This is a genomic window from Streptomyces sp. B3I8 (assembly GCF_030816915.1).
Classification (GTDB): domain Bacteria; phylum Actinomycetota; class Actinomycetes; order Streptomycetales; family Streptomycetaceae; genus Streptomyces.
The window spans coordinates 7,455,267-7,476,186 of the sequence record NZ_JAUSYN010000002.1 but is presented as its reverse complement, the minus strand read 5'-3'; the positions used below and the strand labels follow the sequence as shown (position 1 = coordinate 7,476,186).

At 71.9% G+C, this 20,920-nt stretch carries 15 protein-coding genes and 1 pseudogene; 7 read left to right on the top strand and 9 right to left on the bottom strand.

Annotated elements, in window-relative coordinates; genetic code table 11:
* The first annotated feature begins 161 nt into the window (after positions 1–161).
* A complete protein-coding gene (locus QFZ64_RS34985) occupies positions 162–1,013 on the top strand; it encodes a TauD/TfdA family dioxygenase (RefSeq protein ID WP_307071513.1) in 852 nt (283 codons plus the stop codon).
* Positions 1,014–1,079: 66 nt separating this feature from the next.
* Here QFZ64_RS34985 and QFZ64_RS34980 read toward each other — a convergent pair whose 3' ends face one another.
* Genes QFZ64_RS34980 through QFZ64_RS34960 form a run of 5 tightly spaced genes read right to left on the bottom strand, consistent with a single transcriptional unit; the run spans position 1,080 to position 6,973 of the window.
* Positions 1,080–2,483, bottom strand: coding sequence for an MATE family efflux transporter (locus QFZ64_RS34980; protein WP_307071512.1), 1,404 nt, complete (start codon positions 2,481–2,483; stop codon positions 1,080–1,082).
* Between the two features lie 5 nt (positions 2,484–2,488).
* Positions 2,489–3,517 (bottom strand): cysteine synthase family protein, encoded by a 1,029-nt coding sequence (locus QFZ64_RS34975; protein ID WP_307071511.1) that lies wholly within the window; start codon positions 3,515–3,517, stop codon positions 2,489–2,491.
* A 35-nt stretch (positions 3,518–3,552) separates the two neighbouring features.
* Positions 3,553–4,920, bottom strand: coding sequence for an alanine racemase (locus tag QFZ64_RS34970; protein WP_307071976.1), 1,368 nt, complete (start codon positions 4,918–4,920; stop codon positions 3,553–3,555).
* Complete coding sequence (locus tag QFZ64_RS34965; RefSeq protein ID WP_307071510.1) at positions 4,917–5,951, bottom strand: ornithine cyclodeaminase family protein; 1,035 nt, start codon at positions 5,949–5,951, stop codon at positions 4,917–4,919. The genes QFZ64_RS34970 and QFZ64_RS34965 overlap by 4 nt, the downstream gene beginning before the upstream one ends.
* Positions 5,952–5,983: 32 nt before the next feature.
* Positions 5,984–6,973, bottom strand: a complete 990-nt coding sequence (locus tag QFZ64_RS34960; RefSeq protein ID WP_307071509.1) for a TauD/TfdA family dioxygenase — start codon at positions 6,971–6,973, stop codon at positions 5,984–5,986.
* 341 nt (positions 6,974–7,314) lie between these two features.
* Here QFZ64_RS34960 and QFZ64_RS34955 point away from each other — a divergent pair, with 341 nt between their 5' ends.
* Genes QFZ64_RS34955 through QFZ64_RS34940 form a run of 4 tightly spaced genes read left to right on the top strand, consistent with a single transcriptional unit; the run spans position 7,315 to position 12,219 of the window.
* On the top strand, positions 7,315–8,826 hold the full coding sequence (locus tag QFZ64_RS34955) for an ABC transporter substrate-binding protein (protein WP_307071975.1): 1,512 nt from the start codon (positions 7,315–7,317) through the stop codon (positions 8,824–8,826).
* Positions 8,811–9,824 (top strand): ABC transporter permease, encoded by a 1,014-nt coding sequence (locus tag QFZ64_RS34950; RefSeq protein WP_307071508.1) that lies wholly within the window; start codon positions 8,811–8,813, stop codon positions 9,822–9,824. The genes QFZ64_RS34955 and QFZ64_RS34950 overlap by 16 nt, the downstream gene beginning before the upstream one ends.
* Complete coding sequence (locus QFZ64_RS34945; RefSeq protein WP_307071507.1) at positions 9,821–10,681, top strand: ABC transporter permease; 861 nt, start codon at positions 9,821–9,823, stop codon at positions 10,679–10,681. Before QFZ64_RS34950 ends, QFZ64_RS34945 begins: the two co-directional genes overlap by 4 nt.
* On the top strand, positions 10,678–12,219 hold the full coding sequence (locus QFZ64_RS34940) for an ABC transporter ATP-binding protein (protein ID WP_373430716.1): 1,542 nt from the start codon (positions 10,678–10,680) through the stop codon (positions 12,217–12,219). The genes QFZ64_RS34945 and QFZ64_RS34940 overlap by 4 nt, the downstream gene beginning before the upstream one ends.
* A gap of 414 nt (positions 12,220–12,633) precedes the next feature.
* On the opposite strand, the gene QFZ64_RS34935 is transcribed toward QFZ64_RS34940, so the two are convergent.
* Complete coding sequence (locus tag QFZ64_RS34935) at positions 12,634–12,819, bottom strand: hypothetical protein (RefSeq protein WP_307071505.1); 186 nt, start codon at positions 12,817–12,819, stop codon at positions 12,634–12,636.
* Between the two features lie 618 nt (positions 12,820–13,437).
* Here QFZ64_RS34935 and QFZ64_RS34930 point away from each other — a divergent pair.
* Entirely contained in the window at positions 13,438–13,827 is a 390-nt protein-coding gene (locus QFZ64_RS34930) for an AQJ64_40280 family protein (protein WP_307071504.1), read from the top strand.
* Positions 13,828–14,043: 216 nt separating this feature from the next.
* Here QFZ64_RS34930 and QFZ64_RS34925 read toward each other — a convergent pair whose 3' ends face one another.
* The 3 genes from QFZ64_RS34925 to QFZ64_RS34915 form a co-directional block, all read right to left on the bottom strand.
* On the bottom strand, positions 14,044–17,160 hold the full coding sequence (locus QFZ64_RS34925; protein WP_373430792.1) for a discoidin domain-containing protein: 3,117 nt from the start codon (positions 17,158–17,160) through the stop codon (positions 14,044–14,046).
* Between the two features lie 258 nt (positions 17,161–17,418).
* Positions 17,419–18,204, bottom strand: a complete 786-nt coding sequence (locus QFZ64_RS34920) for an SAM-dependent methyltransferase (RefSeq protein WP_307071502.1) — start codon at positions 18,202–18,204, stop codon at positions 17,419–17,421.
* Positions 18,205–19,175: 971 nt separating this feature from the next.
* Complete coding sequence (locus tag QFZ64_RS34915) at positions 19,176–19,913, bottom strand: aspartate/glutamate racemase family protein (protein WP_307071974.1); 738 nt, start codon at positions 19,911–19,913, stop codon at positions 19,176–19,178.
* A gap of 276 nt (positions 19,914–20,189) precedes the next feature.
* Between QFZ64_RS34915 and QFZ64_RS34910 the strand changes: the two are divergent.
* A pseudogene (locus tag QFZ64_RS34910) lies at positions 20,190–20,889 on the top strand (alcohol dehydrogenase catalytic domain-containing protein).
* The last annotated feature ends 31 nt before the right edge of the window (positions 20,890–20,920 follow it).

Below are 20,920 nucleotides of genomic sequence, written 5' to 3'. Positions count from 1 at the left end.
CGGCCGACGGGACGCCCGCCGGGTGCCGCGTCTCGCGGACGGCCGGCCCGGCAGCCGACGCCGGCGGGCCAGTGGGCCGGCAGCAGGAGTCCGCGGTCTGTCTGTCCCGCCCGGGAGCAGCCCCCGCGGGCCATCAAGGAACCCAGGAAGGTGATGTGGTGATGACGAACGACGGGACCCGGTTCGAGGTCCGCCCGATGTCCGGCGCACTCGGCGCCGAGGTGCGCGGGGTGCCGCTCGACCGGATGACGGAGACGGATTTCGCGGCCGTGCGCGAACTGCTGTTGGAGCACCTGGTGTTGTTCTTCCCGGACGCGGCGGGGCTGGCTCCCGAGGCGCACAAGGAGTTCGGCCGCTGGTTCGGCGACTTGGAGGTGCACCCCTTCCTGCCCAAGCTGCCCGGGCACGACGAACTCGTGGTACTCGACTCGGAGCGCGGTGCGAAGGCCGACGTCTGGCACACCGACGTGACGTTCTCCTCCTCTCCACCGATCGCGTCGGTGCTGCAGCTCGTCGAGTCTCCGCCGGCCGGCGGGGACACGATGTGGAGCAACCAGTACCTGGCATACGAGGCGGTGTCCGCGCCTCTGCGGGAGATGCTCGACGGGCTCACCGCGGTGCACGTCTTCGAGCACCCGTCCATGCCGTACCGCGGTGAGGCGGAGCATCCGGTGGTCCGCACGCACCCGGAGACCGGCCGCCGGTCCCTGTACGTCAACCGGCTGTTCACCCGGCGCATAACGCAACTGGCACCCGGTGAGAGCGACGCGCTGCTGCGGTACCTGTTCGAACTCTCCGAGAGCCCGCAACGGGTCTGCCGTTACCGCTGGCAGCCGGGCGCGATCGCGATGTGGGACAACCGGGCCACCCAGCATTACGCGGTCAACGACTACACGGGCCGCCGGGTCGGCTGGCGGGTGACGATCCTGGGCGACAAGCCGGAGGGCGAGGAGCCGCGTTGGCCACACTGGTCGGCCGGAACGGAGGGTGACAGCGCCGAGAAGTCACGGTGACGCGGTCTTGAAGCGGTCGTGCGCCGGTCCGCCTCGGTTCGTCTGTTCGCCTCGCACAGGAGGGGCTCAAGCGACGGCCGGCTCTGCGGCGGCGCGATGGGACAGGGCCCGATCGTAGCGGCGCAGCAGAAGCGCGGCGGTCGCGGCGAGGCCGGTGAGGAGGCCGAGCCAGACACCGACGGTCCCCAGACCGGCAAGGTGGCCGAGCAGCCAGGCGGCGGGCAGGCCGATCAGCCAGTAACCGACAAGGGTGACACGGAAGCCGCTCCTGGTGTCGTCGAGACCGCGCAGCAGGCCGACGCCGATGTTCTGGGCGCAGTCGAAGAACTGCAGCACCGCCGCGATCAGGAGGAGGTTCGTGGCGATGTCCGTCGCGCTGTTCCCTTCGGGCGCCGACGGGTCGAGGAAGGGGCGCAGCACCAACGCAGGGACGGTGAGGTAGACGACGCCGACCACCGCCATCACTGCCGCCGCGCACGCCAGCGCGGTGTTCTTGATGCGTCGGGCCGCCGTCGTCCGGTTCAGTGCGAGTTCCCTGCTGACGTTGAGGGACGCGGCGTGGGACAGGCCGACGGCCGTCTGGAAGACGATGTAGATGAGCTGGTTGACGGCTGTGTGCGCGGCCAAGGCGGCGCTGCCGAAGGTGCCGATGATCAGGGCGACGACGGAGAAGAAGCCGGCCTCGGAGCCGTAGGTCGCGGCGATGGGCAGGCCCAGGCCGGTGAGCTTGCGCAGGGTGGCCGGGCGGGCCTTCCAGATCCGGACGTCCAGCAGCGGGGCCAGCCGGGGGTCACGGCGGGCCGCGCCGTGGAGCGCCAGGCAGGTCAGTGTGTACACGAGTGAGGTCGAGACGCCGATGCCGGGCAGGCCCAGTTCCGGCAGGATCCAGGTCCCGTGCAGCAGGCCCCAGTCGAGGGCCGCGTTCACGGCAACAGAGGCGACGGTGATCCGGAGCAGGGCCTGCGGGCGGCGCATGCCGACCGTGAACTGCCGTATCGCCTGGAACCACAGGCAGGGGATCAGGCCGGGCGCAAGTGCCAGTAACACCGGCCAGGCCGTGTCGACGACCTCGGGGTCCTGGCCCAGTAAGGCGACGGCCTGCCCGATCAGCAGGATGAGGACCGCGCCCACGACGCCGGACAGGGTGGCCAGCGCCAGCGCGGCGCGGACGATGTCCCGGACCTCTTCCCTGGTCTCGTGGGTGAGTTCCTCGTCCTCTTCGGTGCGGGCGGAGGCGGCCGAGACCTGGTTGCCGACGGCTGTGACCATGCCGACGCCCATGGTGCGCAGCTGGTTGAAGATGACCAGCGCCAGGCCGCCGCCGGCCAGGGCCTCGGCGCTCATCAGGCCCATCATCACCGTGTCGGTGGTGGTCAGAGCCACCTGGGCGAGCTGGGTCAGGGCGAGCGGGACGGCCAGGGTCGCCAGGGCGCGGCTGTCGCGGAGGAGGGTGGTGAGCGGTATGGGCATCGGTGTCAGCTCTCGCGGAGTGTGGTCAGCAACTCGTCGATCTCCCGCTCGGCAGCCGGGTCGATCAGGTCCCGGGCGCTCATCCAGTCGTCGTCGAAGACGGTGTCCAGGTACTTCTCGCCTCCGTCGTTGACCAGCGCGACCATAGTCGTGCCCGGAGGGAGAGAGGACATGCGGGTCAGCGCCTCGTACACCACGCCGCCCGCGGAGCCGCCGATGAGGAGGCCAAGACGGCGGGCCAGCACCCGTGCGGTGGCGAACGCCTCGACGTCGCCGACCTTGGCGCCCTCGTCCAGCAGACGGTAGTCGACCATGGCGCCGATGGTGGCGCCCTCGGGAGTGCCGGTGCCGGACTGGTAGTAGTCGTGGGCGGGGGGCCCGAAGGCGATCGACCCCTTCGGCTCGACGCCGACGATCCGTACGTCCGGCACGGTCCTGCGCAGTTCGCCGCCGGTTCCGAAGAGTCCGCCGCCGGTCCCCACGGCGCCGATCAGGATGTCGATACGACCGTCCAGAGCCGCGTCGAGTTCGTGCGCCACCGGCCGGTAACCCTCCCCGTTCGCCATGTTGTTGTGCTGCTCGGTGAAGTAGGCGTTGTCGCTCTCGGCCGCCAGCTTCTCCGCGAACTCCTCGCGGGCGGCGGTGGCCAGCTCCTCGTCGCCCTCCTCCGCGACATACAGGAGTTCGGTGCCGAGTGCCTTCATGCCGCGCAGCTTGTCGGCGGCGGCGTGATGGTCGACGACCGCGGTGAAGGTGTAGCCGCGCTCGGCCGCGATCACGGCCAGGCCGAGACCGGTGTTGCCGGAGGTCGACTCGATGATACGGCCGCCGGGGCGCAGCAGTCCGCGTTCCTCGGCGTCGAGGACCATCTGCCGGGCCATGCGGATCTTCGCGGTGCCGGTCGGGTTGAACTGTTCGAGTTTGAGCAGCAGTCGGCCGCCCGTGGCGGTACGGCACAGCTCGAGGAGCGGGGTGTGGCCTATGAGGTCGGAGACACGTCTGACCACGGCCGGACGCGCGAGCGCCTTGTCCATCGGAGGGCTCCAAGTCGGGTACGTCGGGGAGGGGGTCAGGCGAGTGGATGGCGGTCGAGCCGCCAGCGGGTCGTGCCGCCGGCGGTGTCGAGGACGACCTTCGGGGGAAGCGGCAGTTCGTGGAAGGGGGACTCGTTGGAGTCCATCTGGTATCCGGCGGTGTTGGGGTAGACCAGCAGATCGCCGACGGCCGGGCGAGTGGGGAACCGCACCTTGCGCCAGGTGACCATGTCCGACTCCAGGCAGGTCGCACCGCCCACGCAGGCGGCATACGGCTCGCCGTGCGGCTCGTGCCGGGGCAGCAGCACGGGATCCGGCAGGTACTCGCTGTTGAACCACTGCTCGGACAGGCTCAGGCTGCTGCCGTCCACGGTGACGATGCCGTAGCCGCCGCGGTCCTTCACACCCTGCACGCGGAACACCGTGCATCCGGCCCTGTCCAGCAGGGCCCGGCCCGGCTCCAACAAGAGTTTCACGCCTGCCTCACGCAGTCGCCCGGCGAGACCGTCCCCGGCAAGGATCGTGCGCAGCGCATCGGCGCCCGCCACGGGCGAGTGGTACGGGTAGAAGTCCGCCGGATCGAAGGACCTGCCCGCGTGATAGTGCTCGGGCCGCTGCTCCCGCAGGAAGCTTTCCCAGTGCCCCGTGTCCGTGTAGTCGACGGCGAAGCCGCCGCCGATGCTGATCCGGTCCGCCCTCAGCCCCATGGCCCGGGCCTTGAGGCACAGCTCGACGAGTTCGCCCGCCGACGCGGCGCGCAGCGACGGTTCGTAGCCGGACAGGTGGAAGGAGAAACCCTCGACGACGACGGCGTCCTGGGCCTGCGCGCACCGGGCGAGAGCGGTTTCCAACTCCCCCGCGTCCAGACCGAAGCGGCTGTGCGGCTGTACCGGCGGCAGCCGCCGCAGCAGCACGCGCGCCGGTCGGGTGACGGCGCGCGCCTGCGCGAGGACGCTCTCCAGCTCGTCGAGGGCGTCGACGGCGATCAGGCAGCCCTGCAGGACCGCGACGCGCAGCAGACCGCCGGCCTTGGCAGGCCCGGTGACCACGATGTGCTCGCCGCGCACGCCGTGCCCGAGCGCGTCCCGCAGTTCTCCGGCACTGGCCACGTCCACGCCCCGGCCGGACAGTGCGCAGCGGTCCATCCATGCGGCGGCCTTGTTGGCCTTCTTCGCGTAGTACACGCGGCCCTCGACACCGGCCTCGCGCAACGCACTGTCGAATGCGGCGGCATTGGCGTCGAAGCGCTCGGGCAGCAGCAGGTGGAAGGGGCCACCGAGCGCGTACGACAGCTCATGCGGAAGCGCGCTGTGCAGGATCGCGTCGAGCTGTGGATCCGGGTGGGCGGGCAGCGGCGGGGCCCCGGCGGAGCCGCCCGCCGCGGCACCGGCGGCGTGCGTCACTGCCACAGCGGCACCCTCGTTCCCAGGCCCTGTTCAACGGCGAGCTGCGCGAACCGGTGGCCGAGCGCGATGTCGGTGACGACGAGGCCGCTGTTGTAGGCGAAGATCCGCTCGTCCGCCGAGCGCCGGCCCTCGGCACGGCCCGCCACGACCTCCGGGAACTCCGCGTCCACGGGCGGGAAGTTGCCGTCGGCGTCGGCCATGTCGGTGCCGGTGACCTTCATCTGCGCCTCGCTGGTGGCGATCACCCGGTCCGCCCTGAGCAGGGTGGAGGGGGCGATGCCGTGGCCGACCAGGATGGACAGGGCGCCCGGCCTCAGGTCGGCCGCCTCGACCGCGGCGGGTGTGTGCTGTCCGGCGGCGGCGACCACGACGTCGGCGCCGGCCGCGGCGGCCCGGACGTCGTCGACGACCTCCACCTCCCGTCCGGGGAAGTGGTGGTCCAGCTGTGCGCGGACCGCGGCGAGGCCGTCGGGGTGGGTGCCGTGGACCATGAGCCGGTCGAGGTCCGGCAGGGTGGTGAGCAGGAACGGCAGGGCCAGCCGGCCCTGGGTGCCGGTGCCGATGACCAGCGCGCTGCTGCTGCCGGGCACCGCCAGCTCGCGGGCGAGCAGAGCCGAGACGGCCGGCGTGCGCAGCGAGCCGATGCGGCCGCAGTCCATCATCGCGACCGGCAGGCCGGTGACGTCGTCGTAGAGGGTGAGAGTCGTGTAGTAGTGCTGCTCGTCACGGCCCTTGTCGAGGCCGTGCTTGTACGAGGTCTTGATCGCGACGGCCTCGCGGACGCCGTCCCGGCCGAGCATGGCGTACGAGACGGAGCGGCCGTCGTCGGGCTTCACGGTGAGTTTGCGCGGGTTGGCCGACTTGCCGTCGGCCAAGGTGCGGTACGCCTGCTCCACCACCTCGACCACCTCGGCGAGGGAGATGTCGAGGCCCACGACGTCGCTGGTGCTGAGGATGCGCAGGGTCTTGTCGTCCGCGGATGTGCCGGGCGGGTTGTCGTCCGTGCGTGCGGGGTGGGTGTCGGTCACGGCTGGTCCCTTCGTACGAGGGGATGACGGGATCAGAGGTGGGCCACGAGCGCGGCCTGGCCATAGCCGTGTTCGTCCGCCTCGGACAGCGGGCGGCTGCGGCGGCCGGGCACGCGCACCGAGGCACGCTTGAGCCAGCGGTCGGTGCCGTCGTAGCGGGCCTTGAACGGCACCCGACCGTGCACTACCTGGTCGTTGTCGACGACCAGGACGTCACCGGGCTCCAGCGCGACAGCGACGGACACGCGTTCCAGCTCGGCGGTCAGCCGGTCGTAGGCGGCGCGGTAGTCGGCGGGCGCCTCGTCCAGCGGGGTGTAGGCGGGGTCGTAGCGAAGGGTCGGTCCGGACTCGGTCTGCCACAGGACGCGGACCTTCGGCGGCGCTTCCGCGAACGACTGCGCCTCGGCATAGGCGTCGTCGGGGAGGATCGGCAGCACCGGGCGGGAGAGCAGCGCCACGTCGTCCGCGTCGAGGCGGACCTTGCGGACGCTGGCGGCGGTAGTGGCGACGGCGTCGTGGTTGCGCATGCAGGCGAGCAGCAGCAGGTGGGCGCGGCCGGGGTGGAAGGCGTCCTCGGTGTGCGGGCTGAGCAGCACGGTGCTGCTCGCGCCGGTCTGCTCGTCCTCGTGGCCGGGCGAGGGAACGATGTTGTGCACGAACCGGCCCTCCTGCTGCCCCTCCCAGGCGATCGGATGGCCCATCGCGGTGGCCAGCAGCAGCAGGATCACGTCCCATTCGGCCGCGCTGTCGCCCGCGGTGGCCCAACTGGAAGGTGTGGGGCCGGTGCCGCCGTCGTCGACGGGCAGGCCTCGCAGGACGAACAGGCCGTCGTCGGTGTCGACCGGGCGGCAGTGGTGGCGGATCGCCTCGCCGAGGCGGGCGGCGGACGCCGCGACGCGGCGGAGCAGTTCGGGCCGGGCCGCCGAACTGCCGAAGTGGGCGAGGATCTTCTGGGCTGTGTCGGTCAGCTCGTCAACGGTGTGCGGGTCGAGCTGCCGTAAGGATGCGGCTCTCGTGGGCATGGCGGAGTCATCCGTTCCAGGGTGCGGGTGAGGGGGAATTGCGGCGGGAACGCGTTCCTGTCGGCTTGCTGTGCCTCGGCGGCCGAGAACGTATCAGCGGAATTTAGGTAAGGCAACCCTTACTAGACCTCATGTCGTCGCGAGGCCCGCATCACGCCCCTCGCGCTGCCATGCGCCCCCCTGTGCGGGTTTACCGCCCCGGCAGAGGCGCGAAATGGCCCGCACAGCTTGCACACGGGATCTTCTTAGGGTAGGCACACCTAAGTAATCTTCCTCATGTGACGGGAACGAGGGCGTACGTGAACTGGAACAGGCGTCAAGTGCTGTGGGCCGGCGGCGGGATGGGCGCGGCCGCACTCCTCGCCGCCTGCGGCGGCGGCGACGAGACCTCCTCCAAGTCGCCATCGAAGACGAGCGAGAAGCCGCGGCCCGGGGGCACTCTCCGGGTCGGCGCGCTGGGCCGCGCCTCGGCCATCACCCGTGACCCGCACGGCACCCAGGCCAACGAGAGCGACTACCTGATCATCTCGCTGGTGTACGACACGCTCACCGTCCCTGGCGCCAGGCCCAACACCCTCCCCCGCCTCGCCGCTTCCTGGAAGGCGTCGGACGACCTCAGGACCTGGCGCTTCACTCTCGCCAAGGGGGCGAAGTTCCATGACGGCACGCCGGTCACCGCCGAGGACGTCGTCTGGTCGTTGAAGCGGCTGCGCAACACCCCCTCGGGCGCCTCCCGGCTGCCCGGCATCAAGCCCGCGAACATCAAGGCCGAGGGCGACGACACCGTCGTCCTGGTCTCCGACTACGCCAACGCCGAACTGCCCCTGCTCACCCGCCTGACGACGTTCGTCCTCAAGAAGGACACCAAGGACTCCGACCTGGGCAAGGCGCCCGGCACCGGCCCGTTCGAGCTGGAGTGGTTCCGCGCCGGCAACGCCAGACTGGTCCGCAACAAGGACTGGTACGGCGGTGAAGCCATCCTCGACGCCATCGAGATCAAGATCTTCGAGAGCCCGCAGGCGATGGCCAACGCGCTGCTCGCCGGCCAGATCGACGTCGCCTCCAACGTCGGGGCGGTGGCGGCGCGTACGGCCGAGAAGCGCCGGGACGTCCAGATCGTGCGCCGCCCCAACGACATGGCGATGCCCATCGTCATGCGCACCGCCGAGGGACCGTTCGCGGACGCGAGGGTGCGCGAGGCGCTGCGGCTGGCGGTGGACCGCGAGGCCATGGTCAAGCAGGTGCTGTCCGGGTACGGCACGGTCGCCAACGACATCCTGGGCACCGGCGACCCCGCCTACGCCAAGGACATCCCGCAGCGCAAGCGGGATCTGGCCAAGGCCAGATCGCTGCTGAAGGAGGCCGATTTCGACCTGTCGAAGACGTACAGGCTGCTGACCACCGAGGACATCGCCGGCCTCGCCGAGGCGGCCACCCTGTTCGCCTCCCAGGTCCGCGAGGCCGGGGTGAAGGTCGAGGTGGTCAAGCAGGAGTCGGCCACGTTCTGGGGAAAGACCTGGCTCAAGGGCGACCTGTACACCACGTACTGGGGCACGAACGACTCGGTGGTGTTCTTCGCCAGCAAGACCATGGTGTCCGACTCCGGCCAGAACGAGGCCGGTTGGAGGAACAAGAAGTTCGACGCCGCGTACGAGAAGGCGATGGCGACCGAGGACGCCGCGGAGCGCGCCGAGCTGCTGCACGAGATCCAGCAGTTCGAGTACGACGAGTCCGGCTACCTGCTGTGGGGCATGGCCGACGGCATCGACCTCGCCGCCGCGCCGGTGCGGGACCTGCCGGCCCTTCCCGGTTACGGACGCGTCCAGCTCGAGACGGCATGGCTGGCTCGCTGATCGGGGCCGTGCGACGCGGGCCGGGCCGGGGCGACGAGCCCCGGCCGGCCCCGGCCGTCGTACGTCTCCTCCTGCGCGTGACCGCGGTGCTCGCGCGCCGGGCCCTGCTGCTCGCCGTACTGCTCGCGTTCGTCTTCGCCGCCGTGGAGCTGCTGCCTGGCGACGCGGCCACCGCCACCTCCGAACGCGGAGAGAGCGCGGCCGACCTCGCCGAGCGGCGTCATCTGCTCGGCCTGGACCGGCCGGTGCCGGAGCGCTTTCGGGAGTGGATGACCGGCCTGCCGACCGGCGATCTCGGCACCTCGGCGCACGGCGAGGCGGTCACCGATCTGCTCGCCCGTCCCTTCCCCAACACCCTGCTGCTCGGCGGGCTCGCGCTCCTGGTGACCCTGGTCGCCTCCGTCACCCTCGGCTGCTGGGCAGCGGCCGAGCCCGGCGGGAAGGTCGACCGGGCCGTGTCCGCGAGCGCCACCGGTGTGCTGGCGCTGCCCGAGTTCGTCGTCGCGGTGGCCCTGATGCTGGTCTTCGCCCTGTGGACCGACTGGCTGCCCGCCGTCACTCTCACCGACGCCGACGGCTCGCCCGCCTCCTGGAAGATGCTCGTCCTGCCCGTGCTCGCGCTGGCGATCCCGCAGATCGGCTGGAACGTCCGGATCGTGCGGGCCGCGCTCGCCGACGAGTCCACAGCGCCGCACATCGAGACCGCCGTCCTCGACGGGCTGCCCCGGCACCGGATCTTCACCCACCATCTGCTGCCCGGCGCGCTGCCGACCATCACGGCCGGGATCGCCACCTCCACGGGCATGCTGCTGGGCGGCGCGGTCGTCGTGGAGACCATCTTCAACTACCCCGGCATCGGCTCGGTCCTCGCCGGAGCCGTCACCGACCGGGACAGCCCGCTCGTCGCCGGCGTCGTCGCCGTGACCGGAGCCGTCATCACCGGCGTCCTGCTGCTCGCCGACCTCGTACGCGCCTGGGCCTCGGGAGGCCGGACATGACCGTACCCACATCCACCGCACATCCCGTCCCTCCCGCGCGCCGTCTCCCCGGGCGCCGCCGACCGGCACTGCGGGTGCTCCCGGCCCTGCTGCTCATCGCCCTCACCCTGGCCGGGCCGTGGCTCGTCCCGCACGCGATCGACGTCCCCGTCACCGCCCCCTACGCCGAACCCGGCGGCGACGCCCCCTTCGGCGGCGACCAGCTGGGCCGGGACGTGCTCAGCCGGGTGCTGGCCGGAGGGCGCGAACTCGTCGTGACCTCTCTCCTGGTCGCCGTCCTGGTCACGGCCGTGGCCGCCGTGCTCGGCGCGGTCAGCGCCCTGCGCCCGGCCGTCGGACGGATCGTCGAACGCACCGCGGATGTCCTGATGCTGCTGCCCGCCGTCCTCGGCATCCTCCTCGTCACCCTGTCCTGGCCGGACGGCGGACGGCTCGCGGTCGTCACGGCAGCGGTCGTCCTCGGCGTGCCGTACGCGGTGCGCCTGGTCGCCGGCGCAGCCGCACCCGTGGCGGCCTCCGGATACGTCGAGGCAGCGGCCGTCGGCGGCGAACGGCTCGGGCACCTCGTCGTACGCGAGGTGCTGCCCAACCTGCGGGCGACGCTGCTCGCGCTGTTCGGACTGCGCTTCGTGGCTGCCGTCTACCTCGTGGCCACCGCCGGATTCCTCCAGATCGGTCCCCAACCGCCCGCCGCCGACTGGGCGTTGATGATCCGCGAGAATTCCGCGGGCATCCTCCTCAACCCCTGGGCCGTCCTCGCCCCCAGCATCGCCATCGGCCTGCTCGCCATGAGCGTCAACCTGGCGGCAGCCGCCCTGATCCCCGTAGCCGGCCGGAAGGCGGTACCCGCACTGTGAACCACATGCCCGACTGGTACCCCGACAGCCCGGCAGCGGACGGGGAGAACGCGGCGGTCCAGGTCTCGGGCCTGACCGTCGCCGCCCGCAGCGGCCGGATCCTGCTGGACCGGGCCGACCTGGAACTGGCCCCGGGCCGCGTCACCGCCGTCGTCGGCCCCTCCGGCAGCGGCAAGACCACCCTGCTGCGAGCCGTGACGGGCACCCTGCCCCCGGACACCGACCGGACCACCGGCACCGTCACCGTCCTCGGCCAGGCCCCTCTCACCCTGCCCGCCCCCGCCTTGCGCGCCCTGCGCCGACACCGCCTCGCCTACGTCGGCCAGGACCCCGGCTCCGGTCTCAACCCGCGCATGAGCGTGCGCCGCCTGCTCGCCGAAGTCACCGCGGCCCCGAGCCGCGAAGCCCTCCGGGCACAGCTCAACGAGGTGCGGCTGTCCGTCGACGGCGGCCTGCCGGACCGCCGTATCGGCGAACTGTCGGGCGGCCAGCAGCGCCGGGTCGCACTCGCCCGGGCCCTGGCACGCCGACCCGCCGTCCTCCTCCTCGACGAGCCCACGGCCGGACTCGACCCGGCGCTGCGCGACGAGATGGCAGAGCTCCTGCGGCACCTCGCCGAGAACCATCGGATCGCCATCGCCCTGTCCTGCCACGACACCGACCTGGTCGCCCGCCTCGCCGACGACGTCGTGCGCCTGGGCGGCCCACGCCCCGGGGCGACCCCGCCCGGCCCCCGCCCTGGGAACGAACCCGCCCGCCCCCCGTCCGACAGCCCGCCCATGCTCACGGCGTCCGGCCTGCATGCCGCCCACACCCACCGCGGCCGACGCGTCCCCGTGCTCCACGGCATCGACATCGCCCTCGCCCCCGGAAACAGCCTGGGCATCGTCGGCGCCTCAGGCTCCGGCAAGACGACCCTGCTGCGCACCCTCGTCGGCCTGCACCGTCCCACTGGCGGCAGCGTCAGCCTCGACGGTGCCGGCCTCGCCCCCGCCGCGCATCGCCGCTCCCGCGAGCAACGCCGCCGCCTCCAACTCGTGCCGCAGGACCCGCTCGGCACCCTCAACCCCAGCCGCACCGTCGGCGCCACACTGCTCCGCCCTCTCCTCCTGCACCGCCGGACCGGCCGCGCCGAGGCGTCCACCCGTGTCCTGGAACTCCTCGAGCAGGTCGGTCTGCCCGCCGCGTCAGCCGACCGCTACCCCCACGAACTGTCCGGCGGACAGCGCCAACGCGTCTCCATCGCCCGTGCGTTGGCGGCCGACCCCGACGTGCTGTTCTGCGACGAAGTCACCTCCGCGCTCGACGCGGACACCGCTGTCGCCGTCATGGACCTGCTGACTGACCTCCGCGACCGTCGCGGCCTGTCCCTGGTCCTGGTCAGCCACGACCTGCGCCTCGTCGCCGACCGGACGAACGCGGTGATCGTGATGTCCGAGGGGCACGTGGTGGAGTCGGGCCCCACCGCCCGGTTGTTCAGCTCACCGACACATCCGGTGACGGTGGCGCTGGCGACGGGCAGCGCGCTGGGCGGCTGACCCACTGCCTCGGAGTCGGACGCGGGCGGCAGAGTGTCGCGGACTGCCTGCGGTCCGTCGCGGGCCCGCGGGGGCTCTCGCCGCGCCGCCGGGGGCGCCTTCGCGGGTGGGGTGAGGTCATGGTGGTGCCGCCGTTCCTCCGGTTGGGCCCACGATCCGGCGAGCGTCGACGGTCTCCTGGTTTGGTCCGCCCTTCCCGGGGGCTTCTGTCCGACGGGCGGGGGCTGCCACGGCGGGACACTGTGAGTGACGCGGCACGTCCGGGGCCTGTCTGCCTGTCCGCGCCGGTCGTGGGCCGACGCGGCACTCGGCCGGGCACCGTCACTGCGCGACAGAAAGGGAGCGGTGTCCCCCGGGCGACGACGCTCATCGTGCGGGGGTCACGCCACGGCCGGGTCTGTGGGGCCCGCATCCCTACAGGGCGGCGGGAGGGACCTTCGGCGCGAAGATGTTCTGCGGCGCGCTCGGCTGGGCGGTGGATGCCGGGCGCAGTACCTGGGCCAGGTCGCGGTGTATCCGGTCGGCTTCACCGCGGACCTGGACGGGGATGTCGCCGCGTTCGGCGACGAGGCGATCGTAGACGGGGGTCTGCTGGAACACGGCGGGGCGGTCTCCCTTTCAGCGGGCGGTTCACGGACTGGCGCAGCATACGGCCCCGTTGACGCCCCGCCGGTGGCGGGGCGTTCAGACCAGGACGCGGGGAGCGCGGGCTGTGGTGTCCCGTCGCCGTCGAAGGCGCGGCGGCCAAGGCGGGCGTGGGCCGCCGGAGGGGGCCGCTGCGCGTGCGGTTGTCGCCGGTTCAGGGAAAGTCCGGCGCTGAGCGGCACGTCCAGGGCATGTCCCGCGCTGAGCGGCACACCGTGACCGCGCCGTGGACAGGGAGGAGTCCGGGCCGCGGTGCCGGCCGGCAGCCGCTCGAGGTGGGCAGCGCTCCCTCCCCCCGGCTCACCTCGGCCGCATCCGCTGCTCGTCCGGTGGATCACCCGGGTACGGCCTCACGTTCGCTCACCCGGAAAGGTGCCGGCACCGTTCGCCCACCGCCGGAGCCGGACGGCCCGCGCCCCCGCTCCCCGCGCGCCGGAAGAGGACAGGCAACCCTGCCGGATGTCGAGACGTCTCAGAGGACGAGTCTGATCGGGTCCCTCCCCCGGCGGACGCGCCGGAGCGGAACAGCGACACGCGACAGTCAGGAACCGAGCGGTCCGGAGGACACCGAACATGCAGGTGAATGTGGAATGGGTCGACGCACGAGTGAGGCTGCCTCACCCCGGGGAACCTGTTGCGGCCGCGACGTTCGGCACCTGGCCACACGACTTCCATGACCGTTCCGTCGCAGGTGAACACTACTGGCTGGTCAGGCCCATGGTGTTCCACGACCTGTACATCCCGACGACCTTCCAGCACCGGTCCGACGACGACAGCCACTACCACGACTGCTTCGTGGACTCCGACGGCATCATCCGCTACCCCCCGGGCGGACCGGGTGAGGACCACATCACCCACTGGGCGGCGCTGCCGTTCCTGCCGGGACTGTCGGTGCACGTGGCAGGCGGACCGGAGGCCGGCGCAGCCCTCCGGCGAGCTCGCGAGGCCACCGGCCTTCGGTAGACCGTCGCACGGCACCGTCACGTTGTCGCATACCTGGCTGTCCGAGCGAGCGTCGGGGCGTGGTGGGCCGCGGCCCGGGCCCGTGTTCGGGCCGCGGTGGGCCGGCCGGCGTCGGTGACCTGGTCCCGGACGGCGAGACTGCGGGACCTGGTGTCAGTGGATGAAAGAACCACACGGCGTCGCGGGGGGAGCGATCGGCCTGCCACCGGCCCGCCGTCACCGCAGGGAGAGGTGGACCAGACGGGCGCCGCTCCCGTCCGCCGCGTCGGTCGCCAGGGCCACGTAGCGGGCGGTGATGTCCGTGCCGAGGTGGCGGGTGCGGCCGCGGCCCGTGAGCCGGCCGGCCGGGGTGTAGGTGAGGCCGTCGTTGCTGAACTCGGCGCGCAGTCCCGGGACATGGCCGTTCGTCCAGTCCGTGCGGATGTCGCGGACACGGGCATCGGCGCCGAGGTCGACGACCAGGCGGCCGTTGGGACCGGGCGCCCACGCCGTCGCCGGATCGCCGTCGACGGCGGCGGAGGGGTCCGACATGCCCGGCGGCAGCGGGCTGGTGGGAAACACCGTGCGGCCCAGTGCCAGGTCGCGCAGGGGGTAGGCAGTCGCCCGCCGCACGGTGACCGTCGTGGGGCGGCCCGCGCGGACCACCGCCACCTCGCTGCGCCCCTGGGCGCTCACCCGCACGCGGCAGGCCGGTCCCGTGAGTTCGACCGACGCGCCGTCGCGCACCCGCGCCCGCAGACCCGTCGGCAGACTACGGCCGTCGAGGGGGCGCAGGGTCAATCGCGGGGGCAGCAGCCGGGCTTCGGCCGCGTCGAGTTCGGCCTCGTAGGCGGTGCCACCCTCGGTGAGGGTCTGCCGTCCCTCGAAGAGCAGCCTCCCGCTCCCGCTCTGCGGTACGTCGACACGCGTGGTGACGGGCTCGTCCGACAGGTTGAACAGGCTGAGGTGGCTGTCGGTGAGAGTCGCACGGACGGCTTCGGCGTCCGCGCGTGGCGCGGGTGCCGCGGCCCGCTCGCGCAGCGTACGGGGTGAGGCGCCGGGGAGTCCCTCGACCACGAGGGGCGCGGCCGGGCCGTCGGCCAGGATGATCTCGTCCTGGTGGACCGTCAGGCGGGAGTCCGAACCCCGTACCACCAGGCCCGCGCGGCCGTCGATGTCCAGCCAGCCGCCCCGGCTGGTGACGTCGGGCACCGGCCAGGAGGCGAGGTCCTCCCACTGGACTCCGTCCGCCGACCCCTGCACCGTGTAGGCGCGACCGGCGGCGGCCTCCCAGCGCAGGGTGACCCGGTCCACCGCGTGCGAAGCCCCCAGGTCGACGGCGAGCCAGCTGTCGGCTCGGGGTCGGTCCGCCCGTGACACCGCCCACCGGGTGGTCGGGCTGCCGTCCACCGCCAGCGCCGGCTCCTTGCCGGTGTCGTAGGAGGAGGCGGTGGCCGTGCCGGTCCGGGCCAGATCGGTGCCGTCCGCCCCGTCGCGCGTTTCGAAGGCGAAGAGCGAGTATCCGTAGGCCGGGTCGGGCCGCACACCGAGCATGCGCACATGCCGTACCTCGGTGCGCTCGAACGTCACCTCGTCGACGCGCGCGGCCGGCGTGGCCGGTCGGGAGTCGGAGGAGGCGACGGTGGCGCTTCCCTCGGCGAAGCGGTAGGTCCGCGCCCCGGTCAGGCCGGGCACGCCCGGCATGGTCAGGTTGTGGATCTCCAGGTGCCCCTCCCCCGCCGCGACGCCCGACGTCGCGTACACGACGGCACCCGTGGGAAGCGTGGTGAATCCCGCGTACCCGGCCCCCACCCGGAGCATCGTGGCGCTGCCGTCGAACCCGTCCCGGATCCTGCGGTAGGTCTGTACCCGGCGTTCCGTCGCCTTCAGGGAAGTCGCCGGCAGGAACATCGCCGTGGACCCGCTGAGCTTGAACAGCCAGTCGTCGTGGCCCGGTTGCCAGGCGTACTTCACGAAGCCGGGCTTGGTGACGGCGCCCGCCCATGCCGCAGCCGTCTGGTGCGACACCAGGCCGGGTCCGGGGCCGAAGTCGGTGACCCCCGCAGCGCGCTCGAACAGCTCGTCCGAGGAGAGGGGGCGGACCGTGCGGCCCTGATCGTTCGCCCACAGATGCAGGAGGTAGCTGATGGCGAGCTCCGCGCGCGCCTCCGGCTCGTACTTCGGCTCGCCCGAGAACTTCGCGATCCTGAACTCGGGCGGGTAGCTCTGGTACGCCTCCAGTCGCTCCGCCAGCGCGACTTCCGCCCGGGCGGCCGCCCTGTCCCCCAGCACCTGGGCGAGGAACACGAGCGGGATGACGTCACGGCCGTAGAGGTGCTCACGGTCGTTGACCATGGGCATCAGCGGCTCACCGGCGTCGCTCATCACGCCGAGGAGGGTGCTCCACAGCTGGTCGGCGTTCGGCTGGTGGGTGAACACCTCTGGCATCGTCCGTCCCGCGACGATGAAGTGGGCGGCGTTACGACCCGAGGTGCGCCACAGTTCTTCCTGGTAGTGCGGTCCGAACGAGCCGTGGTTCTCGACGATGAAGGTGTCGTACAGGTTGCGGGCGGTGTTGTCGGAGACGGGAACCCCGTCCACACGCGCCGGGTTCGCCAGGTCCGCCGGGGGCAGTCCGGTCTCGTTGCGCGACCACGTGCCGAAGGCTTCGGCCCAGTCACCGTGCCTGGGGTCGTCCGCGGCCCAGGCCAGTCCCGGGGCCAGGGACTGCGCGTAGACGCCCATCTCCTCGAGTTTGGTGTCCCCTTCGTGGCCGCCGAGCAGACCGTGCGGGGTCCAGCTGCCCGAGGCGGGGTCGTTGCCCGTGCCCAACGCGGTGGTGTGGGCGGCCTGTTCACGGGCGATGGTGTCCACATGGGCGCGCGTGGTCGCGTCGAGGTCGTCCCACAGCAGCCGCGCGGCGAGTACGAAGTACAGCTGGAAGGTGGTGTCGAAGAACAGTGTCCGGCCCCATTGGGTGCCGCCCGTCAGCCTGTTGGACGCGGCGAAGTGCTTGATGGTCGCTATGGTGCGGTCCTTGAGGACCTGCTTGTCGGTCCCCGCCCGGTCGTCGTCGTAGCTGCCGTGTGTGAGCAGGACGGCATGACCGAGCACGACGGCGAAGCTGAAGTCCTTGTCCGTGTAGTAGCCGCGGACCGCGTCCCACTGGGTTTCCGTCCAACGGGTGTGGTTCAGCAGGACGCGGTGATACGTGTCAGCCACCGGATCCGATCCGGTGCGGCTCTGCTCATGTCCTTGCCCTTGGGCCAGGGCCGCGCCGCTGCCGAGGGTGAGCGGGAGTGAGGCGAGCGCGCTCGTGACGCCGAGGAGTTGGACGAAGCGACGGCGGTCCATCGGGGTTCTCGGCAGCACGTACGGCACCTCTCACTCGGACAACGTTGTCAGGCAGTGGCCTGAATTCTTCGGTCCCGCGGGTCGATACGTCAAGAGGCCGGATCGGGAGAGGAAGGCCGCGGAGTGCCCCTTCGCGGTGGCGGTATGGGGAGTGCCGCCCTCTCGACAACGGCTCGGCCCCCTCCCCCGGACCCATTGACGGGTGAGCGGGAGGGAGGCGCGCCGCCGCGGCGTGAGGGCCCGGGCACCCTTGACCGGTCAGGGCACTCTGGCGACGCCGACATGGAAGCCGCTTCGCCCGGGAGCCGGCGCCGGCCCCTCCCGGTACCACTCGGTGGCGTTGACCAGGCCCGGCGCTACGAGGTCGAGCCCGTCGAAGAACGGCTCGACCTCGCTGCGACTGCGCAACCGCAGCGGGATCGAGCCCTTCTCGTACGCGGCCTCGATCTTCCCCTTCCACTCGGGGTGCTGGTCGGCCGTGCCGTGCGAGAGGACCAGGTAGCTGCCCGCGGGGAGTTCTCCCACCAGAGTGCGCACCATGTTGTACGGATCCTCGTCATCGGGCAGGAAGTGCAGCATGGCCAGCAGGGACAACGCGATGGGGCGTGCGAAGTCGAGCCTCTCGCCGGCGAGTTCCAGGACGGTCGCAGGCCGGCGCGCATCCGCGTGGAGGAAGTCGGTGAACCCCTCCGGCGTGCTGGTCAACAACGCATCCGCGTGCGGCAGGACGCTCGGGTCGCTGTCCACGTAGACGACTCGGGCGGTGGGCACGATCGCCTGAACGATCTGGTGCAGGTTGGGCTCGGTGGGGATGCCGGAGCCGATGTCGAGGAACTGGTCGACACCGTTTCTCGCCAGCCAGGCCACGGCACGGTGCATGAACGCCCGGTTCCGGGCCGCATTGCCGCGGGTCTCCTCGGGCAGTTCCAGGCCCACCTCCTGGTCCGCGGAGTGGTTGTCCTTCCCACCCAGCAGCCAGTCATAGACGCGTGCGGGACGGGGCTTGCTGGTGTCGATGCGGGCGTGGGGCACACCGGCGCTCACTGGAAACTCCTTCGTGCGGAAATCCTCCGGACACAGCGGCCGGAGCCCGTCCGCCCCCTTCCGCCAAGCGCGCGGCGGCGCGCGCACCACAGTGAGCGACACACACTAGGGGAGAACGTTCAGTCTCACCCATTACAGGCCCTCGGTGAATCCTCTGTCAATACTGAACGTTCTGTCCCGCACCGCGGTGCCGTTCTCGACCGCCTCGTGTGCGACCGCGGGTTCGTACGGCGTGCTCCGATCCGGGCAGCCGGTCGCCGTCGCGGCGGGACCGGCGTCCCGGCGCCGGGGCTCCCGCGCACAGCCGCGGGCGCCCCTGTCGGTTCAGGTTCCCGACGGTTGTGTCCGTGCCCTGGGAGGAGGAGAGGGAAAGGGCGGCGGTGAACTCGGCCGGTTGCTCGATGTGCCCGAAGCGGCCGCAGCGCTTCGGCTCGACGAGGTGCGCTGCCGCCGGCACGGTCCTCGACCGGCGAGGGCACGACCACGTAGCGTGCGCCACCGGACGCGTCTCGACGTGTCCGCTGGACCGCAGCACCGCCAGGGCCTCGCGCGCGACGTTCCGCGGACGGGGTCGAAGGTCCCTCGCAGTGGGCCGGTCCCTCACCTCCGTCGTCGCGCTCTGCGGGCACCGACCTGGAAGGCAGCGGAACCGGGTGTTCCGGGCTGCCGTCCTACGTCACCGACTACCTGCCCGGACCGCGGAACTGACGATCCCGCGGAGGCCGGGTGCCCCGGACCGCGTCGCCGGAGGAAGCGTCGACCGAGTCGTGGGGGCCGACGCACGTGAGCCGGACGTGCACGTCCGGGCCGGTGGGCCGGTGGGCCGACCGCCGACCGCCGACCGCCGACCGCCGACCGCCGACCGCCGACCGCCGACCGCCGACCGAACCATACGGACGGCACGACCCGGCCACCGGCCGACCGTGATCGGCCCGAGTGCGGCCAGGCTCCCGGGCCGTCGCGGTGTGCTCCTACCGGCGCCGCGGTCCGCTGCGGGCTCGCGCCGCCGACGGAGAGCGCTCTGACAGAGCGTCGGCCACGGCCGCCTCGGCGTGCAGCCGCGCTGTGGGAAAGATCGGCACGGGGCTGTCCTGGGGGCCGATGAGAAGCTCGATCTCGGTGCAGCCGAGAATGACGCCTTCCGCTCCGTGGGCAACCAGGTCCTTGATGACCCGTTGAAAGGCGGCGCGCGAGTCGTCCCGCACGACGCCGACGCAGAGTTCCTCATAGATCACTCGGTGCACCAGCGCCCGTCCGTCCCGCTCCGGGATCCGGACGTCGAGGCCGGCCTGTTCGAGTCGGCCCCGATAGAAGTCCTGCTCCATCGTGAACGCCGTGCCCAGCAGGCCGACCCGCCGCAGGCCCGAAGCCCGCACGGCGTCCGCGGTGGCGTCGGCGAGGTGGAGCAGCGGAACGGAGACCGCAGCAGCGACCACGTCGGCGACCTTGTGCATGGTGTTGGTGCAGATGAGCAACAGATCGGCACCGGCTGCCTCCAGGGACCTCGCGGCCTCGGCCAGGACCGTGCCGGCTTCCGCCCAACGCCCCTGGACCTGCAACCGCTCGATCTCCGCGAAGTCCACGGAGTAGACGACGCATCGAGCCGAGTGGAGGCCGCCGAGCCGGTCGCGCGTGCGCTCGTTCAGGATCCGGTAGTACTCCGCTGTCGACTCCCAGCTCATTCCACCGATCAGGCCGATCGTCTTCATCTTCATCGCTCCGCCTCTCGCGTGACCTGTTGACGACACACTACGATGGAGAACGTTCGGTATGGACATGAGGTGTGCGCAGACAAGCCCCGTCCCCGCTGCACGGGCCTGGCCCAGCGTTTACTCCCCTTCGCCGACCAGGCCCGTGGTTGCGCACTCGGCGCGTCTTCAGCGCCTCCTCGAGCGCGCCGACGCGCACCTGACGTGACGTGAGTCGATCCCGAGCGTGATGGTCATCGGGCTCGCCGAGCCCTCGTGCAGGCGAGGCGGGGCATCATGCGCGCAGCGCGCTCTCACGAGTGCGGCGGCGTTGAGCACCTCGTCATCGAGGAAGCACCGGACCCCCGGCCCGGGGCCGGCGAGATCCGTGTCCGGTGATCGCGGCCGGCGTCAACCCCGCCGACCGGAAGGTGCGCAGCGGCGCCGCCCGCGACTTCCTCTCACTGGCCATGCCCGCGATCCCCGGTCGCGAGGCCGTCGGTGTGGTGGACGGGATCGGTAACGGCGTACGGGGCGTGAGCATCGGTAATCGTGTCTTCGGACTGGGCGGTGTCACCGGAGCGACGGCTGGGCCGGCCGTACTCTCGGCCTGGGCCTCCGCACCTGCCGAATGGACCGACGGGCAGGCCGCCGGCGCCGGTCTGGCATCAGTCACCGCGCTCGCCGGTCTGGAGGTGTGTTCCCTCGGAGGTAGTACCGTCGTGGCGATCCGACCCGTGTGCCGACTGTCGCGGACGACGCCGACGCGGCGCGCCTCGGTGCGCATCCGGCCAACGCGCGCAACGACTTCCGTCTTCTCGTCCAAGCCGCGGCACTGGGCCGTCAGGGCCTCTGTACACCTCGAGTCGGTAAGACCTGCTCGCTCGAGCAGATCCGGGAAGCGCATGCTCACTCCGCAGGCGGACACGGGAGGGGGAGGTTCGTGGTCCCGCATCTGGCCGTCCGGCTCCGCGCGTGCCGTCGCCACCGGGCGTGACGCGGCGGGCCCCGGCAGCGCCCGTCCGGCG

Bases quoted from the DNA above. Each gene is read 5' to 3' on its own strand.
- QFZ64_RS34985 (WP_307071513.1), top strand. From the start codon at position 162: ATGACGAACGACGGGACCCGGTTCGAGGTCCGCCCGATGTCCGGCGCA.
- QFZ64_RS34980 (WP_307071512.1), bottom strand. From the start codon at position 2,483: ATGCCCATACCGCTCACCACCCTCCTCCGCGACAGCCGCGCCCTGGCG.
- QFZ64_RS34975 (WP_307071511.1), bottom strand. From the start codon at position 3,517: ATGGACAAGGCGCTCGCGCGTCCGGCCGTGGTCAGACGTGTCTCCGAC.
- QFZ64_RS34960 (WP_307071509.1), bottom strand. From the start codon at position 6,973: ATGCCCACGAGAGCCGCATCCTTACGGCAGCTCGACCCGCACACCGTT.
- QFZ64_RS34955 (WP_307071975.1), top strand. From the start codon at position 7,315: ATGGGCGCGGCCGCACTCCTCGCCGCCTGCGGCGGCGGCGACGAGACC.
- QFZ64_RS34950 (WP_307071508.1), top strand. From the start codon at position 8,811: ATGGCTGGCTCGCTGATCGGGGCCGTGCGACGCGGGCCGGGCCGGGGC.
- QFZ64_RS34945 (WP_307071507.1), top strand. From the start codon at position 9,821: ATGACCGTACCCACATCCACCGCACATCCCGTCCCTCCCGCGCGCCGT.
- QFZ64_RS34930 (WP_307071504.1), top strand. From the start codon at position 13,438: ATGCAGGTGAATGTGGAATGGGTCGACGCACGAGTGAGGCTGCCTCAC.
- QFZ64_RS34925 (WP_373430792.1), bottom strand. From the start codon at position 17,160: ATGGACCGCCGTCGCTTCGTCCAACTCCTCGGCGTCACGAGCGCGCTC.
- QFZ64_RS34915 (WP_307071974.1), bottom strand. From the start codon at position 19,913: ATGAAGACGATCGGCCTGATCGGTGGAATGAGCTGGGAGTCGACAGCG.